This is a genomic window from bacterium, assembly GCA_022616075.1.
Taxonomy (GTDB): Bacteria; Acidobacteriota; HRBIN11; order JAKEFK01; family JAKEFK01; genus JAKEFK01.
In genome coordinates this window covers 1-15,019 of record JAKEFK010000201.1, presented here as the reverse complement: position 1 = coordinate 15,019, position 15,019 = coordinate 1, and the positions used below count along the sequence as shown (strand labels likewise).

Sequence of the window (15,019 nt, the reverse complement as noted above, 5' to 3'; positions counted from 1 at the left end):
GATGATGGAAATCCTTGCAAACACATTGCTGCAGTCTACTATTTGATCTCGGAAGAGCTGGAAAGAGATCCATTCTTGTTGCTACATTTGAGAGGAATCAAAAAAGAACAATTAACTTCCCAAAAGCAGGTAGAATTATTTGATTTTCAACAATCCGAACCGCTCCCCACAGATCCACATCAATTCTGGAAGGCCCCACGTCTCAAAGAAATTCCTGTGATATCTGCGGAAACGCCAAAACCCGCAAGACCTGCAATTCTGCAGCGGCTCGGCTCCTTTCCATTCTGGCGCGGCGAGGAAGATTTCCTTCGCACGATGGAAAGAATCTACGAAGCGGCAAGAGAAAAAGTCCGGAAGGATAAGGGTTAAGTATTAACCTGGACCACACAGAAGAGGTTGTCATCAGGGTCTGTCAACACGATGAAATCTTCACCCGGATACTCTTTTAATGCAAAGCAAGCGAAAAGCCCAAAGACTTAGGACTGCTGCAATGATGGTGATCAGGATGAACCAAGGATTCTTAGCCAAATGCGGTTCAACAAAAATCCGCCAGATATGAGCGATGGTAAGCAGGCCAAAGACTGCGCAAGTTGTAATGAGATACGACTTCATGAGTGAGTCCTTACCGGCGCTGCTGCCAAAGCTTAAACGCCTCTTCCATGAGCTTGCGCCGCCTTTCGAATTCTTGGCCGTACTTGGCTTTGAGTTCGGTAAGATCAGCAGCAACAACCTTGTCTGGAACGTTGCCATGAAAGACAGCGGCATCAAGAATATCGCCCATGGTCCATTTTGGCTCAACCGCCAGGATTTGACCGGCCGCGAGTGAAGCCCATTTTGTCCCTGTAACGACAATATACGCAGGATCATCGCCAAGACCAAAGATTTTCTTACCCTGCAGGGCACCTTCGGTACCGACGAAAGGCTCAATTGACCACATCCGATCTTTGGCGTATTTGCCGGAAAGATCTCCGGGAAAACCACCACCAATCTTGTCGCAGTGCCGCGCGCCATAGATCGCTAATCCTTTAATTTTCGGTTCGAGTATCTGTTCTGCGATGATGTTTCGGATATTCCCTCCTCGATTCAGTAATGGAGCGAGCTCCTTGGCATGTGTGATACGAGACCAGTCGATCTTGCTGTCACCACCGAGCACCCGTACGCGCTGTTCCCGGGGAAGAGCAAGGTTCACCTCGCGGACGGCGCGAAGAAACTGCTCATATATTGGACTTTCCCAGACTTCTGCACCGCTCGCGTCTCGCCAAACTGGTGCGAGCTCTTCACGAGATAGAAGAACCCCATCCAGAATGAACCGATCGAGCAAGTCCTGATGAATTGGATTCACCCACTCAATCACGATCACCCGGACAGTGGTCGGAAACGCCGGATGGCGAACCAGCGTGATGCGAAGATCAGAATCGTATTGACGGCCGTGGTCTTCCCCCAGACATACAACATCGGCTGTCTTCCATGCCGCAAGAATACCTTCGACCAAGGCATATCTCTCTTGCCCAACTGCGGACGGGATCGGAATAAAAAGCAGAAAAACCAGAATCAATTTAGAAAGTTGGCCTTTCTCCACCACTGATCATCATAACGTATGTTTTGACGTATGTTTTGCTTTTCAAAAGGGGATATTAGCTGATTGTTAGCCGCGATGTTTATAAAACTGAACGGCGCGTTCATGTTTTTCAGCGGCGGCACGAGAGCTGAAAGTCCCCAGATTACGCCGTTTCCCGGTTTTAGGATCTTTCTTACGCGAATAAAGCCGGTATTTGCCGGACTTTAGTTTACGAATCATTACTTAAACACTATTTCACGGACCTGAAAACTTCAAGTGATATATGATTTCCTTTTGTCACAAAATTCGTTCCACAGGTGTTGTATAAGGTGAGAGCTTGATGAGAGAAAAAGCCACAGCAACATGGATCAACGAGGCGCGAGAAGAGGACGAATTTGAGGTCTTCTTTCAACAGAATTACAAGCGAGTTTATGCAGTGTTGTACCGGCTTACAGGAGAAAAGATGGAGGCGGAGGATTTGACGGTCGAAACTTTTCTGCGCTACTTCCGGCGTCCTCCGGAAAACAAGGATCAGGCGGCCGGCTGGCTTTATCGCGTAGCCACGCGGCTCGGTTATAACGCTCTTCGCGCTTCGAAACGGCGCAGCCATTACGAAGAGAAGGCAGCGTTGTATGTTGCGGGAGGAGCCTCGGATCCTTTGCAAGAAGTGGAGCGCGCCCGCGAACAAATGAGAGTTCATGCGGTCTTGCGCAAAATGGACGAACGGAATGCAGAGATTCTTGTGCTGCATCATTCGGGTTTCTCCTACAAAGAAATTGCCGAAGCAATCGGAGTATCCCCGAACTCCATCGGAACGCTGCTCAGCAGAGCTCAGAAGGAATTTGAACGAATCTATCTGGGAGGCTAATCATGCATTTATCTAAAGATTTTTTGCAGGCATATTTAGATCAGGAATTGTCCGAATCAGAATTCCGTAATGCGGAACAACATCTGCACGATTGTGCGCAATGCAACGACTTTTTTGCTGAAATCAGGACGCGCGCAAATTCGAACCGTTCACGATTGGACGTGCTTAAGCCAGCCGATCCAGTGGTTGATGGTGCGGCTCTGTTTGCGAAGCTTAAAGCGCGGCAGACTGAGATGCCAGCTCGCAAGTGGAAATCGAAATCGGCGTGGGCTGCAGCGATTGCGATTGTTGCTCTTGCTGCCGGTTTGAATTTTAGGCCGGTGCGCGCGTGGGCGACGGAGTTTCTGAGCCTGTTTCGCGTTCAACAAATTGCCGTCATTCGAATCGATCCCGCTAATCTGCAACGGCTTGAGGATGACTTGTTCGGTTCGGATTCAGAGCGCAGAATAGAGCAATTATTTTCGGACAATGCTCAAGTGGTCGAACGAGGCAAACTCCAGATCGTTCCGTCCGCAAACGATGCGGCGCGCGTGGCAGGCTTCGGCGTTCGTTTACCGGGTACGCTCCAAAATGCTGCTCAAATTCATGTTCATCCGGCTGTGGATGTTTCCTTCACCATCGATGTGGAACGCCTGCAAGGAATTCTGGATGATGCAGGACGTACCGATATCCGAATTCCGGAAGATCTAGATGGAGAAATGATTCGCATCAATGTTCCATCCTCAGTTACAGCCTTCTTTGGAAAATGCCCGGATCTGCGAGAAGAAGCACGCAAAGAAAATCCAGGAGCCGGACGTCAGGATTTTCAGGAATGCAAAGTTCTTGCGCAGCTACCTTCTCCGACAGTGGTCGCGCCTCCTAATCTGGATCTTGTACAGCTTGGAACAGAAATGTTGAAACTTTTTGGTTTGAGCGACGAACAGGCGCGAAAATTCAGCGAATCCATTGACTGGACGAGCACTCTTGTGGTTCCATTGCCTGTCGATCATCGTATGCAATTCCTGGAAGTGGATGTGAATGGCGTAAAGGGAAATTTGTTTGTCTCCCGCGAGCTCCATGACCGCGAGATTCCAGCTTACAATCTATTGTGGATTCGCGATGGGATTCTTTACGCTTTGATGGGGCAGGGAACTGTAGAAGAAGCATTGTCAATCGCAAATTCGATTTAAGCAGAGTGGTGCGAGCGTCCCGCCCGCAATCTCCGCGGACGGGACGTCCGCGGTACATTGTTCATGACGTTTTCGATTGAGACGACAGAGCTACGCAAGGTTTACGGAGAAAAAGTTGCCGTTCGTGGTTTGACTCTTCAAGTGCGGGAAGGGGAGGCATTCGGTTTTCTTGGTCCGAATGGCGCCGGCAAAACAACCTCACTGAAAATGCTGCTCGGTCTCGCCAAACCGACTTCCGGCCGGGCTTTCCTTTTTGGCTCTCCCATGGGCGATCCATCGCTCCGCTCAAAAGTTGGATTTCTGCCGGAGCATTTTCGTTTCCATGAATGGCTAACCGGAAGAGAATTCCTGAATCTCCACGGAAACCTTTACGGGATTCAATCCGCTCCGCTTCAGAAACGTATCGGCGAATTGCTGGCTCTTGTTGGTTTGTCTGATTTCGTGCAAAAACAACTTCGAACGTATTCGAAGGGAATGCTCCAGCGGATTGGTTTGGCGCAAGCGCTGATCAATGACCCGCGTATCGTGTTTCTGGATGAGCCCACATCGGGTCTCGATCCAGCAGGACGGCGTCTGGTCCGCGATATCATTCATCAGCTGCGCGACAAAGGAACAACCATCTTCCTGAATTCTCATCTGTTGAGTGAAGTTGAAATTACTTGCGATCGCGTTGCCTTTATCAAACATGGTGAAGTTCTGCGCGTAGACGAACTGAAAAAGTTATCTTCCGGACAAACTACCGTGTCCATTCGAGCTTCGGGAATTAAAGACGAGATGATGCAAGGTTTAAAACGATGGAGTGAAGAGACCACCTTGAATCACAACAAGATCACTCTGAGAATTGCGGATGAGACTCTTCTCCCTGAAATTACGCGCTACCTTGTTCAGCAAAATGTGCAAATTTATTCCGTGATTCCAGAAAGAATCGACCTGGAAGAGCTCTTCTTACGGATCGTTGGTAAGGATGCGGGATTATGATGCAGGCGTTGGTAATCACCCGGCTGACCTTTTTGGAATCGATGAGGAGACGAATCGCGGTTGCTGCATTTGTGCTTGGCGTTTTGTTTTTGATTTTGTATGGAGTCGGATTTCATTTCATCCATAAGGAAATTGTTTCAGAAAGCGGCCGTCCAAATGCAACTTTGATACGCAACCAGATGTTCAATTTTCTTACAACCGCAGGTTTGTACGCGGTGAATTTCCTGACCATCGCAATGGGCGTTCTGATTTCAGCAGATACGCTTGCGGGAGAAATCAGCTCCGGCACCATTCAAACGATTGCATCAAAGCCATTGAGGCGGCCGGACATCGTTCTGGGGAAATGGCTCGGTTTTGCCGCATTGCTCGCCATCTATCTGTTGCTCATGGCCGGTGGAGTTCTGGCAATTGTTTACTTTGTCAGCGGTTACCATGTGCGGCACGTTGCCGCAGGCCTGTCTTTGATCTACCTGGCGAGTCTTCTGATCATGAGTGTGAGCCTTGCCTGCAGCTCCATGTTTTCTACTCTTGCAACCGGCGGAATCGTGTTTGGACTGTATGGAATTGGATTCATAGGTGGGTGGGTTGAGCAAATTGGTAGTGCATTGAAAAATCAAACAGCTGTCAATGTTGGCATTCTTTCAAGTTTGATTATTCCATCTGAAGCGATCTGGAAGCGTGCGGCCTATGAGGTGACTTCTACCGTGATTCGATCTCTGGGAATTGCCGCTGGTCCCTTTGCGGCAGTGTCTGTTCCCAATCCCGCGATGGTGATTTATGCCGTCTTCTATGTTGCAGTGATGTTGGTGATCGCAATCCGTCAATTCAGCAAACGAGACCTTTAATACAACCGCCAAGGCGCGAAGACGCCAAGTTAAGAATATTTTTTAATTTTGGCGACCTCGGCGTCTTGGCGGTTAAAACCTATTCCACCATAGGGACGATCAAAACGGGAAGTGAGCTTCCTTCTACGATATTACTTGCGGCATCATGCAAAAGGAACCTTGAAGATGTTCCAGGCGGCGGCGCTCCTATTACGATCAAATCATAGTTGCCTGTGTTTGCCTGCTCCACGATGAATTCGACTGCGGGTTCTTTGCCGATCATGCTATCGCTTTTCACACCGAAAGTTTGCAAAGTGGAGAGCGCTTGTTGGAGATGCCGCTCGCTTCGTTTCCATTGATCTTCCGGTTCCCCTTCTCTGCGCACGTGCAAAACTGTAGCATTCGCTCCGGTTAATCTTGCAAGACGGCCGCCGATCCGGACATCGGCTTTCCCGGGCTCACCAACCGCGCTGCAAATCAAGATATGGGAGAGCTGTCTATCCTGAGTTGCGATCACCACCGGAATACCTCTTTCAAGAAGACGACGCACGTGTCTACCTAAAACTGCTCTTGGCATCAAGGTGCTAATTTCCTTTCTCCCTAATATGACCAGGTCGTAATATCCTTCCTGCGATTCTGCGAGAATCTCATCATCACTCGATCCGCTCCGAACTTTCAGTTCCAAACGCGGCAAACGATCGATCCATTTGTGCTGAATCTTTTCCAGTTTCTCTTTTGCCTGAGGAATTTCTTCCTGTGAATCAGCAACAGAAAAAAGCGTTGCCGGCAACCCGGCTTTTTCAGCCAGATGGCATCCGAAATCCGCGACCGCTGCCGCCACAGGGGAATCGGGGATACAGAGCAACAATTTTGGCCCGGCTGCTTCGAGCACATGATATTTTGTGAATCCGATCCAGAGCATCTGGCCTCGTTCTATATTCGTCTGAGGATCCAGCTCACTGGGACGAACCGCTTCAATGTAGATTGTTTTTTCCGTGCCAAATTCTCCTGCGTACAGTCGAATGCCTTGCGGACGCTCCACCTCCAGGGCCAATTTCTGAAAGGAGCCCGCAAAAACCCGTTCGATTACCTTTCCGCGACCAAGAACGGAAACATCACTATTGGGAGCAAATGGTTCAGACTGCAGCAATACGGTTTCTGGACGGAAGAGGATTCGCACCCGCGCTCCCGTCGCGGCTCGTAACCGTTCCGGAACCGGCAGCAAAGTTGAGCCAAGATGGATCACACCGCCGTTGACGCGACCGATCAACACGTTTTTGCCTCCGACAAAGTTCGCGGTGTATCCTTTTTTTGGACGATGATAGAGTTCTTCCGGGCTCCCGATCTCGATCAGGTTTCCGCGATCGGTGACACCAATCCGGTCGGCCAGCTCAAACGCTTCTTCTTGATCGTGTGTTACTAATATTGTAGTTAGATTGAGTCTGCGGTGTATTTCTTTCAGGTTCTTGCGCAATTGACTCCTGATTTTTACGTCCAGCGCCCCGAACGGTTCATCCAGAAGCAAAACTGCGGGCCTGTAAGCAAGCGCGCGGGCGAGAGCAACTCGCTGTTGCTGGCCGCCGGAAAGCTGATTCGGATATCGATTCCCCAGTCCGCCGAGACCAACAAGCTCTAACAATTCCTCACGGCGGTTCCGGCGTTCTGCCGCAGAAACCTTCCGGACTCGCAACCCGAATTCCACATTTTCAGCAACAGTCATGTGCTGGAATAACGAATAATTCTGAAAAACAAATCCGGTGCCACGCTGCTGCGGAGGAATGTTGGTCACATCTTTACCATTAAGCTCAATTTTTCCGCTGTTGGGGCGCGTGAGGCCGGCAATCATTCGCAAAATGGTGCTTTTTCCACTGCCGCTCGCGCCGAGTAGAACGAAGAGTTCCCCGTTTTCAACCGTCATTGTAACCCGATTGACCACGAGGTTGTTCTCGTATTTTTTGGAAAGATCGGTCAGTATGATTGACATGGATTAGACAAGAATTTCCTTTCGGCCCGTTTTTAACGAAAGCGCTTTCTTTAGAATCAGCGTGATAACGGCGAGTAAGGTCAACAAAGAGGCTACCGCAAACGCCGCCGTAAAATTGTACTCGTTATACAGAATTTCCACATGCAACGGCAAAGTATTTGTTTGACCGCGGATATGCCCTGAAACAACGGAAACGGCGCCGAATTCTCCCATAGCACGAGCGTTGCATTGTATCAAACTGTAAAGCAATCCCCACTTGATGTTAGGTAGCGTTATGCGGAAAAAAGTTTGCCATCCGCTTGCGCCAAACACAAGCGCCGCTTCCTCGGCTTCTTTTCCCTGCGTTTTCATCAACGGAATTAACTCGCGCGCAACAAAGGGAAACGTTACAAAGATGGTAGCCAGAATCACGCCCTGGGTCGCGAAAATGACGCGAATGTTGTGCGCACTCAACCAGGGACCCAGGTATCCTTGCATGCCGAAGAGCAGCACAAAGACCATTCCCGAAATGACGGGGGAAACTGCGAAGGGCAAGTCGATGAGCGTGATTAAAACGCTTTTACCGCGAAAATTGAATTTGGTGATGGACCACGCGGCCGCGATTCCGAATAACATGTTAAAAAAAACTGAAACGGCTGCGGTCAATAATGTAAGCTTGATCGCAGCCACAGCATAAGGTTCCGTTATAGCAGCCCGGTAAAGTTCAAAGCCCTTCTTCAGCGCTTCTACAAATACGGCTACGAGCGGTATGACAAGAAAGAGACCGAGGAAAAGAAAAGCAATAGCAATCAATAACCATCTTACAGGAGCTGGTTCCGATAGATGGCTCCGGTTGTTCAGTATTCTCATCCAAAAGCCTCAATTCTTTTTCGAGAGCGTGCCTGTAGGAAATTGATCAGAAACAAAAGTAGAAAGGAAAGGACCAGCATACTGAAAGCGAGGGCTGTAGCGCCTGCATAATCGTAGTTTTCCAACCGGCCCACAATCAGAATCGTAGTGATTTCCGTTTTCAGCGGAATGTTGCCCGAAATGAAAACGATCGAGCCATATTCTCCAAGCCCCCTGGCAAAAGCGAGCGTGAAACCGGTCACCATCGCGGGCCAGATTTTTGGAAAGATTACACGTGCCAGGATGTGACGCCGATTTGCTCCGATGGTTGCCGCAGCATCTTCACTCGAAGGATCCATTTCCGAAAGGATCGGCTGGATCGTCCTGACCACAAAAGGCAATCCGATGAACGCGAGAGCGATCGTGATTCCAAGTGGCGTATAGTTGACTTCAATGCCGTGTGGAATTAAGTAACGGCCGAGCCATCCATTCGGAGAAAAAAGAGTGGTCAGCACAATTCCGGCAACCGCCGTGGGCAACGCAAAAGGAAGATCCACCAGCGCATCCATCAATTGCCTGCCTGCGAATCGATAGCGCACCAGCACCCACCCGACAATGCTTCCAAAGATCAAATCCACAACTGCCGCAGCAAACGCAGTTTGAAAACTGATCTTGAATGCCGCCACCGTTCGTGGAGACATCATGATTTCCCCAAAACGTGCCCAGCTCAGCGACATCGTTTTCAGGAGAAGTGTTGACAATGGAATCAGCACAATCAGGCTCAAATACAGGAGCGTGAAGCCCATCGTCAAGCCAAATCCTGGAAGCACGGAACGTTGAGCCGCGGCAGCGAACGCTTTCATTCTTTATTTGCCAGGTTGATAAATTTGATCGAACAGACCGCCGTCCTTGAAGTGTACATCTTGCGCTTTTTGCCATCCACCGAATGATTGATCGATGGTAATCAGGTTTATTTTTGGGAAGGTGACTCCGCCGGCGGCCTGCGTTTTGCGCGGTCTGTAATAGTGTTTTGCAGCCAGTTTTTGACCTTCATCCGAGTAGAGATATTTCAAATACTCCTCAGCTATTGCACGAGTCCCACGCTGATCTACAATCTTGTCAACGACTGTGACGGGAGGTTCCGCCAGAATGCTGATGGAAGGAACCACGATTTCAAATTTGTCCTTCCCAAGCTCTCTTACGGAAAGAAACGCCTCATTCTCCCATGCAAGTAAAACGTCGCCAATCCCTCTTTCAACAAAAGTGATCGTAGAACCGCGAGCGCCTGTATCGAGTACCGGCACATTCTTGAACATTCTTGCTATGAAATCTTTGGACTTCGCTTGATCGTTGTTCGATTTTTTCAGCGCGTAGGCCCATGCAGCCAGGTAGCTCCAACGGGCGCCACCGGACGTTTTGGGGTTCGGTGTGATGACCGACACGCCGGGTCGAACGAGGTCTGCCCAGTCTTTGATTCCTTTTGGATTTCCTTTGCGTACCAGAAACACAATGGTGGAGGTGTACGGTGAAGAGTTGTCCGGCAGTCGTTTTTGCCAACCGGCTTTAATCAAACCTGCCTTTGCAATCTGATCAATGTCATAAGAGAGCGCGAGTGTTACAACATCTGCTTGCAAGCCATCGATGACAGAGCGTGCCTGTTTTCCTGAGCCGCCGTGCGACTGGTTGACGGCCAGATTGTTGCCTGTTTTGGCTTTCCAGTGCTTCCCAAAAGCCTGATTGAACTCCTGGTACAACTCGCGAGTGGGGTCGTACGATGCATTCAGGATTGTGATTTCCGCAGCTTCAGCTGCTAAACCGTATCCGACAAAAAACAAGGCTAAATAAAGAAACTTTTTTATCATTTCTCCCAATCCATCAGTCTATCTATGCAGTAGAGTATTCAACGTTTTCGAGTATCTTTAGTTCTCCTCGCTGTGGCGATGACGACGTCGGCAAGCGTTGTATTATCCAGAATTCTTGCTGTGGCATCACGAACCTCCTTCATCACAAGACGAATGCCGCAGTCCGCTTCGTCGGCGCAGTCCTCGCAAGCCTGATATGCTGTTTCGCTCACGCATGGGATCGGTGCAAGCGGACCATCCAGGAGCCGAATAACCTGACCGAGCCGGATTAACTCTGACGGACGTCCCAGTGCATAGCCGCCCCCTTTACCTCTTTTGCTTTGCAGAATGCCATGTCTTTTTAGCTCAAGCAAAATGAGCTCCAGGAATTTTTTCGGGATGCGCTCCTGCTCTGCAAGATCGGAAATCAAGACCGGACCCATCTTTTCCTTTCGCGCAAGATGCACCAGAGCAGAAAGAGCATACTTGGTTTTCCTGGTTATCATATAATCTCTATCGACTTTATAGAGTTTATTCGAAATGTCAAGCTACTGCAGATAAGTGTGGTTGCTCACGCTACAAACAATCACAAAAAAATCTTACAAAATTTCTTCTGAAACCTTGACAATGGAGCTTTTTTACATAAGTTCATGTCACGGTGCACGCGAGATTGTCTTTACTGGAGGTTCTTCCCAAAAAATGAGATTCCTCATCTCTTTCAGTTTCCTGGTGATCCTTTTTGCGGCTTCGCAAGTAAGCGCAGAAATTCAGGTTCGAATCGATGAAAAGGGCAGAAAAGTTTTTTTCAACCCCGTTCCCAAAGTTATTAAGAGCAAATTCAAATTGACTGCCGGCAAGCCGGTGCCTCTAACGTATTCGAAGAAAGCCGGTGATTACGCTCCCATGATTGAACAGGTCTGCGCGAAATACAATGTAGATGCTGATCTGGTGAAAGCTGTGATTCAGGTCGAATCGGCTTACCAATCCAATGCGCGTTCGCATGCAGGAGCAATCGGTCTCATGCAGCTTATGCCTGCTACAGCTGCGCGATTCGGCGTGAAAGAGATCTTTGATCCAAATGAAAACATCCATGGTGGCGTGCAGTATCTCAAATTCCTGCTGCAACTTTTCAACAACGATCTGCCTCTCGCGGTCGCCGCATACAATGCCGGGGAAGGAGCAGTCCAGCGCTTTCAAGGAATTCCCCGTTACACGGAAACGCAAGATTATGTTCGTAAAGTGCTCACACTCTACGGAAAATCAGACTACGCTTCCGGTGTAATGTTGCAGGCTAAAGTGCAACCTCCGAAAACCATTTACAAATACATGGACAGCAACGGCAACGTTCATTTCACAACGCAGAAACCGAAAGAGGGCGCGGTAGAAACGATTAATCTTTCCTTCTAAATTTGGCGTCTTGGCGGTATTAAAGCTATTCCTGTTTGTAGACTTTTCCACGTTTCTTTTTTACTCTTTTCTGGAGCGAACGGCGAAAAGCCTCTTCAAACAACGGAAACAAGATCCGTTTCGATTGCTCGCATCAAGTTGATGTCCGCAAAACAGCAGGCGCCCAGGTCGCGTACAGAAGAGAAGCAACCAAAACTGCAATCAAAATCGAGAATGATTTCATAGCTCTTTGATAATACAACAGAGTCACTTAAGCTAGTTCGTACAATGAACCGGATCGTTCTGTTGATTGCCATCGCAAGCACGATTGCAAGCGCCCTGCTATGTTGGAGTGTGCTCGGTTTAATTCCGCATATTCCGGATGAGCTTGCTTATCTCTATCAAGGCCGCATTCTTTCGGCAGGTCGTTTATGGGTGGAACCTCCTTCGGTTCCGGAAGCTTTTACCGTGCGATGGGACCACATACTTCGCGAGTCAGGACGCTGGCGCACTCTGTATCCCCCTGGTTGGCCTCTGTTGCTCGCGCCCGGCTGGTGGATCGGCGCTCCCTGGTTGATCAATCCACTCCTGCTTGGCATTTCGATCATCGGTCTTTTCAAGGTCACAAAACAATTTTTCGATGACAGGACTGCGCTTCTGGCTGTCATCGCGTTTGCCACCTCACCCTTTGTGTTATTGATGGGAGCAGGATTCATGGCTCATCAATCTGGCTTGTGCTTTGCCATATGGTGCGTCTTTTTCCTTTTTCGCGGCCGGCGCAATGATTATCTGATAGCGGGCATTCTAGGAGCTTTCGCATTTACGATCCGTCCTTACACGGCCCCACCTTTGCTGCTCCCCTTGTTGTTGTGGGCCTTTTGGAATGCGGAACAGAAAAAGAAAATGCTAGGGCAAGTTTTTGCCGGCTCAATTCCATTGTTAGTCCTGTTTTGCATTTACAACTATTTGCTCTATGGCGGTTTCTTTCACACCGGATACTCCTATGATGCGGACGCACAGTTTCGAGGCTCGTTGTTTCACTACTTTCGTTCAAATGTTCCCTGGTATTTTTCGAATCTGAATCACACTCTGTGGGGATGGCCCTGGCCTGACCTGCTGATTTTTGTTCCGATCCTATTTCCTCACAAGAAGTGGAAACTGGATTTCCTTTTGTTTCTCTGCTTTCTTGGTTTGCTCTTTGCCTATTCTTTTTATTACTACAGAGACATTGTCTATGCGGGTCCGCGTTATATTTACGAAGCTGTTGGCTTCCTCGCGATACTTGCTGCGCGATCTATTCAAATTCTCGGAAGTTGGATCGAGCGTTTTACCGGGAGAAAAACCGCGCTGTTGCTCGCCTTATTGTTTCTCTACCCTCTGGTATCTACGTTGCCTCAGCAGATGGACTATCACAGGCAGGTTTATCACGGACAATCCAGAGAGTTGTTAGATCTTGTGAAAGCCAGAGGTGTTGGAACAAACGCATTGATCCTGATCGGCGGTGATCCACATGTCTTTCGCACATTTTTTCTGGAGAATTCTTTAAATCCTGCGAAGTCCGAAAGAGTTTTTGCGCGCGATGCCGCGGGTTTGCGGGAAACAATTATGAAAGCGTACGACCGGAAGGAGATCTGGTTGATTCTCATTGAGCTGGCTCCGTTGAAGGGCCCGAATCAGTACGATGACCGGGCTCTGATTCAATCAGTGCGGTGGGAGAGGATTAAGTAACTCGCTTTAATTCATGAACCGGAAGCAGGCTGTTTCACGTACGAAATACGCGCTTTGTTTTCCGTAAAATAGTGAGCGGGGGCGAGGGGAGATTGGGCCTTGAAATAATCTGCAAGCACATCACGAATGAATAATTCATGATGGATGTGGATGCGGGACGCAGGAATTTTGTCGTACACAAAATGCTGAAAATCGCCGCCTTCTACCAGATAGGTATTGGTCGCGAGGCGATAGGTTCTCTTTTCATCGATCGGCATTCCGCGGGCATCTTTTACGGATACGAGCAAGTCGCGTTCCCAATCTTCCCGTTTCCCATCTTGATTAAGATCACGGTTCCAGGGACCTGGTTGTCCCGGAGGCATTTTCATGGTTGCCACTTTTAAGCCGCTAATGGACGGCGGTCCGAGAACTCCGCTGAAACAAATTTCCAGCAGCGAAAGCAGTTCCTTTCCTGTGATATCAACAATCGCCAGATTATTACTGAAAGGCATCAGTTTGAAAATGTTGTCATAAGTCACGGTGCCTTCCGGAAGATTGCTGCGAATTCCTCCAGCGTTCATCAATGAAAAATTCGCCGAGTCTTGCCTCTGAGCTGCGTACAGCACGGCGTCAGCCATGAGGTTTCCGAGTGCGCTTTCCGCAGTTTTATCCTGCGGGAAGGGCGCCGTGGTTTTCGCAACATACCGCCGCTTGAAATTCAAAGCCATTTGGCGATAAGGAAGCAATCGTTTCGTGACGTCAAACGCCACAGCTGTATCCGGCACGGTTATAAAAGGTTCAAACCTGGCCTGAACTTTGCCGTTGTTCCTGCTTAAGTGCATGACTCCGACGGTTTGCGCGCTGATTCCAGTTTGGATCAGAGGAAAACCCCCGAGAACCTGTTGCACGCGAATATGGCTGTGACCGCCTACAATTGCATCAACAATACCCGAGGGCAGCTCCTTGATCACCGAATACAGCGCGGTATCCTTCAAAGTCTTTCCGTCTGATTCATAACGGAGACCTTCATGGATGACAAGCAGAACCCAATCGCACTTCTTTTTTTCGCGGAGCCATTTTGCTTGCGCAATGATTGCAGGCGCGGGAGGCTCAAAGCGTTTGTTTTTCAGATAGTCCGGATTCGTGATATTCGCCGTGATTTCCGTTGTTGCGCCAATGACCCCGATTTTCTGTTCCCCTTTTGCCAGAATCACGGAAGAGGGAAGAACTGTTTGCTGGCCAAGCGCATTACAATTCGGACCTGTTTCGCACTTGACAACAGGATCCAGAATCAGGTTTACGGATAGAAAGGGATACTTCGCTTCTTTGATGCGCTCTCTGAAAGCGCCCATGCCATCTTCCCCTTTGCGAACAGTCACCCTTTGCGGCACATCCGGGCCGTAATCCAGTTCATGATTTCCCATCGCCGCGGCATCCAATCCGATTAAGCTAAAAAACTCCACGACGGCTTTTCCTTTGCTGAAATTTCCTTCAAGCGACCCCTGGAATTGGTCTCCTGCGTCCAGATAAACCATACGCTCCCCATATTTTTTGCGAAGGTCGCGGACTACAGATGCCAGACCTTCCGCGCGGTCCAGTGCGGCGTGAAAATCGTTTGTCGCAACAACGACAATCCCTTCGGAATTGCTATAGGAGGTGCCTTGGGGCTGAGCGTGCGGTCCGGTTTGTTTTTCCTGTCTGCAGGCGAACAGGAAAAGGAACATGCAAAAAAGGAGTACGTAGCTTCGCCGGCAACTCATCCTGAATATTATAACGAAAACTGAGGAGACAACGAGAGCAGGCAAATGAACTGTGTACTACTCACGTTGAACTTCTTGCTTTTTGGGCACAATTTTCTCAATAGGATATTAAACCG

15 protein-coding genes are annotated in these 15,019 nt (G+C 49.1%); 7 read left to right on the top strand and 8 right to left on the bottom strand.

The window, feature by feature from the left end:
• Positions 1–369: hypothetical protein (locus L0156_16010; GenBank protein ID MCI0604499.1), on the top strand; the 369-nt coding region annotated here is incomplete at its 5' end.
• Between the two features lie 253 nt (positions 370–622).
• Here the strand turns inward: L0156_16010 and L0156_16005 are convergent.
• Together L0156_16005 and L0156_16000 are read right to left on the bottom strand one after the other, a co-directional pair.
• A complete protein-coding gene (locus tag L0156_16005) occupies positions 623–1,582 on the bottom strand; it encodes a ChaN family lipoprotein (protein MCI0604498.1) in 960 nt (319 codons plus the stop codon).
• A 63-nt stretch (positions 1,583–1,645) separates the two neighbouring features.
• Positions 1,646–1,798, bottom strand: a complete 153-nt coding sequence (locus tag L0156_16000; protein MCI0604497.1) for a hypothetical protein — start codon at positions 1,796–1,798, stop codon at positions 1,646–1,648.
• Positions 1,799–1,898: 100 nt separating this feature from the next.
• Here L0156_16000 and L0156_15995 point away from each other — a divergent pair, with 100 nt between their 5' ends.
• From L0156_15995 to L0156_15980, 4 genes are all read left to right on the top strand, one after another.
• Positions 1,899–2,426 (top strand): sigma-70 family RNA polymerase sigma factor, encoded by a 528-nt coding sequence (locus tag L0156_15995; GenBank protein MCI0604496.1) that lies wholly within the window; start codon positions 1,899–1,901, stop codon positions 2,424–2,426.
• Positions 2,427–2,428: 2 nt separating this feature from the next.
• A complete protein-coding gene (locus L0156_15990) occupies positions 2,429–3,595 on the top strand; it encodes a hypothetical protein (GenBank protein ID MCI0604495.1) in 1,167 nt (388 codons plus the stop codon).
• Between the two features lie 63 nt (positions 3,596–3,658).
• Positions 3,659–4,573, top strand: a complete 915-nt coding sequence (locus tag L0156_15985; protein ID MCI0604494.1) for an ABC transporter ATP-binding protein — start codon at positions 3,659–3,661, stop codon at positions 4,571–4,573.
• Positions 4,570–5,418 carry an ABC transporter permease gene (locus tag L0156_15980; protein ID MCI0604493.1) on the top strand — a complete coding sequence of 283 codons (849 nt, stop codon included), beginning with the start codon at positions 4,570–4,572 and terminating at the stop codon, positions 5,416–5,418. Before L0156_15985 ends, L0156_15980 begins: the two co-directional genes overlap by 4 nt.
• Positions 5,419–5,497: 79 nt before the next feature.
• Here L0156_15980 and L0156_15975 read toward each other — a convergent pair whose 3' ends face one another.
• From L0156_15975 to L0156_15955, 5 genes are read right to left on the bottom strand one after another with little or no spacing between them, the layout of a single operon-like run.
• Positions 5,498–7,381 carry an ATP-binding cassette domain-containing protein gene (locus L0156_15975; protein MCI0604492.1) on the bottom strand — a complete coding sequence of 628 codons (1,884 nt, stop codon included), beginning with the start codon at positions 7,379–7,381 and terminating at the stop codon, positions 5,498–5,500.
• Positions 7,382–7,384: 3 nt separating this feature from the next.
• The gene (gene cysW / locus L0156_15970; GenBank protein MCI0604491.1) at positions 7,385–8,230 is read right to left on the bottom strand and encodes a sulfate ABC transporter permease subunit CysW; all 846 of its coding nucleotides are present in this window, start codon (positions 8,228–8,230) and stop codon (positions 7,385–7,387) included.
• Entirely contained in the window at positions 8,227–9,072 is an 846-nt protein-coding gene (gene cysT / locus L0156_15965; GenBank protein MCI0604490.1) for a sulfate ABC transporter permease subunit CysT, read from the bottom strand. The genes cysW and cysT overlap by 4 nt, the downstream gene beginning before the upstream one ends.
• Positions 9,073–9,075: 3 nt before the next feature.
• A complete protein-coding gene (locus tag L0156_15960; GenBank protein ID MCI0604489.1) occupies positions 9,076–10,071 on the bottom strand; it encodes a sulfate ABC transporter substrate-binding protein in 996 nt (331 codons plus the stop codon).
• 38 nt (positions 10,072–10,109) lie between these two features.
• Positions 10,110–10,556, bottom strand: coding sequence for an Rrf2 family transcriptional regulator (locus L0156_15955; protein ID MCI0604488.1), 447 nt, complete (start codon positions 10,554–10,556; stop codon positions 10,110–10,112).
• Between the two features lie 193 nt (positions 10,557–10,749).
• Between L0156_15955 and L0156_15950 the strand changes: the two genes are divergently transcribed.
• Entirely contained in the window at positions 10,750–11,457 is a 708-nt protein-coding gene (locus tag L0156_15950) for a lytic transglycosylase domain-containing protein (protein ID MCI0604487.1), read from the top strand.
• A gap of 267 nt (positions 11,458–11,724) precedes the next feature.
• Positions 11,725–13,164, top strand: coding sequence for a glycosyltransferase family 39 protein (locus tag L0156_15945; GenBank protein ID MCI0604486.1), 1,440 nt, complete (start codon positions 11,725–11,727; stop codon positions 13,162–13,164).
• Positions 13,165–13,175: 11 nt separating this feature from the next.
• Here L0156_15945 and L0156_15940 read toward each other — a convergent pair whose 3' ends face one another.
• On the bottom strand, positions 13,176–14,903 hold the full coding sequence (locus tag L0156_15940; protein ID MCI0604485.1) for a bifunctional metallophosphatase/5'-nucleotidase: 1,728 nt from the start codon (positions 14,901–14,903) through the stop codon (positions 13,176–13,178).
• Positions 14,904–15,019: the final 116 nt, after the last annotated feature.

What these genes read in the sequence shown, in the direction of transcription:
- cysW (MCI0604491.1), bottom strand. Translation starts at nt 8,230, where the DNA reads ATGAGAATACTGAACAACCGGAGCCATCTATCGGAACCAGCTCCTGTA.
- L0156_15980 (MCI0604493.1), top strand. Translation starts at nt 4,570, where the DNA reads ATGATGCAGGCGTTGGTAATCACCCGGCTGACCTTTTTGGAATCGATG.
- L0156_15950 (MCI0604487.1), top strand. Translation starts at nt 10,750, where the DNA reads ATGAGATTCCTCATCTCTTTCAGTTTCCTGGTGATCCTTTTTGCGGCT.
- L0156_15985 (MCI0604494.1), top strand. Translation starts at nt 3,659, where the DNA reads ATGACGTTTTCGATTGAGACGACAGAGCTACGCAAGGTTTACGGAGAA.
- L0156_15990 (MCI0604495.1), top strand. Translation starts at nt 2,429, where the DNA reads ATGCATTTATCTAAAGATTTTTTGCAGGCATATTTAGATCAGGAATTG.
- L0156_15955 (MCI0604488.1), bottom strand. Translation starts at nt 10,556, where the DNA reads ATGATAACCAGGAAAACCAAGTATGCTCTTTCTGCTCTGGTGCATCTT.
- L0156_15975 (MCI0604492.1), bottom strand. Translation starts at nt 7,381, where the DNA reads ATGTCAATCATACTGACCGATCTTTCCAAAAAATACGAGAACAACCTC.
- L0156_15945 (MCI0604486.1), top strand. Translation starts at nt 11,725, where the DNA reads ATGAACCGGATCGTTCTGTTGATTGCCATCGCAAGCACGATTGCAAGC.
- cysT (MCI0604490.1), bottom strand. Translation starts at nt 9,072, where the DNA reads ATGAAAGCGTTCGCTGCCGCGGCTCAACGTTCCGTGCTTCCAGGATTT.
- L0156_15995 (MCI0604496.1), top strand. Translation starts at nt 1,899, where the DNA reads ATGAGAGAAAAAGCCACAGCAACATGGATCAACGAGGCGCGAGAAGAG.
- L0156_15960 (MCI0604489.1), bottom strand. Translation starts at nt 10,071, where the DNA reads ATGATAAAAAAGTTTCTTTATTTAGCCTTGTTTTTTGTCGGATACGGT.
- L0156_15940 (MCI0604485.1), bottom strand. Translation starts at nt 14,903, where the DNA reads ATGAGTTGCCGGCGAAGCTACGTACTCCTTTTTTGCATGTTCCTTTTC.
- L0156_16000 (MCI0604497.1), bottom strand. Translation starts at nt 1,798, where the DNA reads ATGATTCGTAAACTAAAGTCCGGCAAATACCGGCTTTATTCGCGTAAG.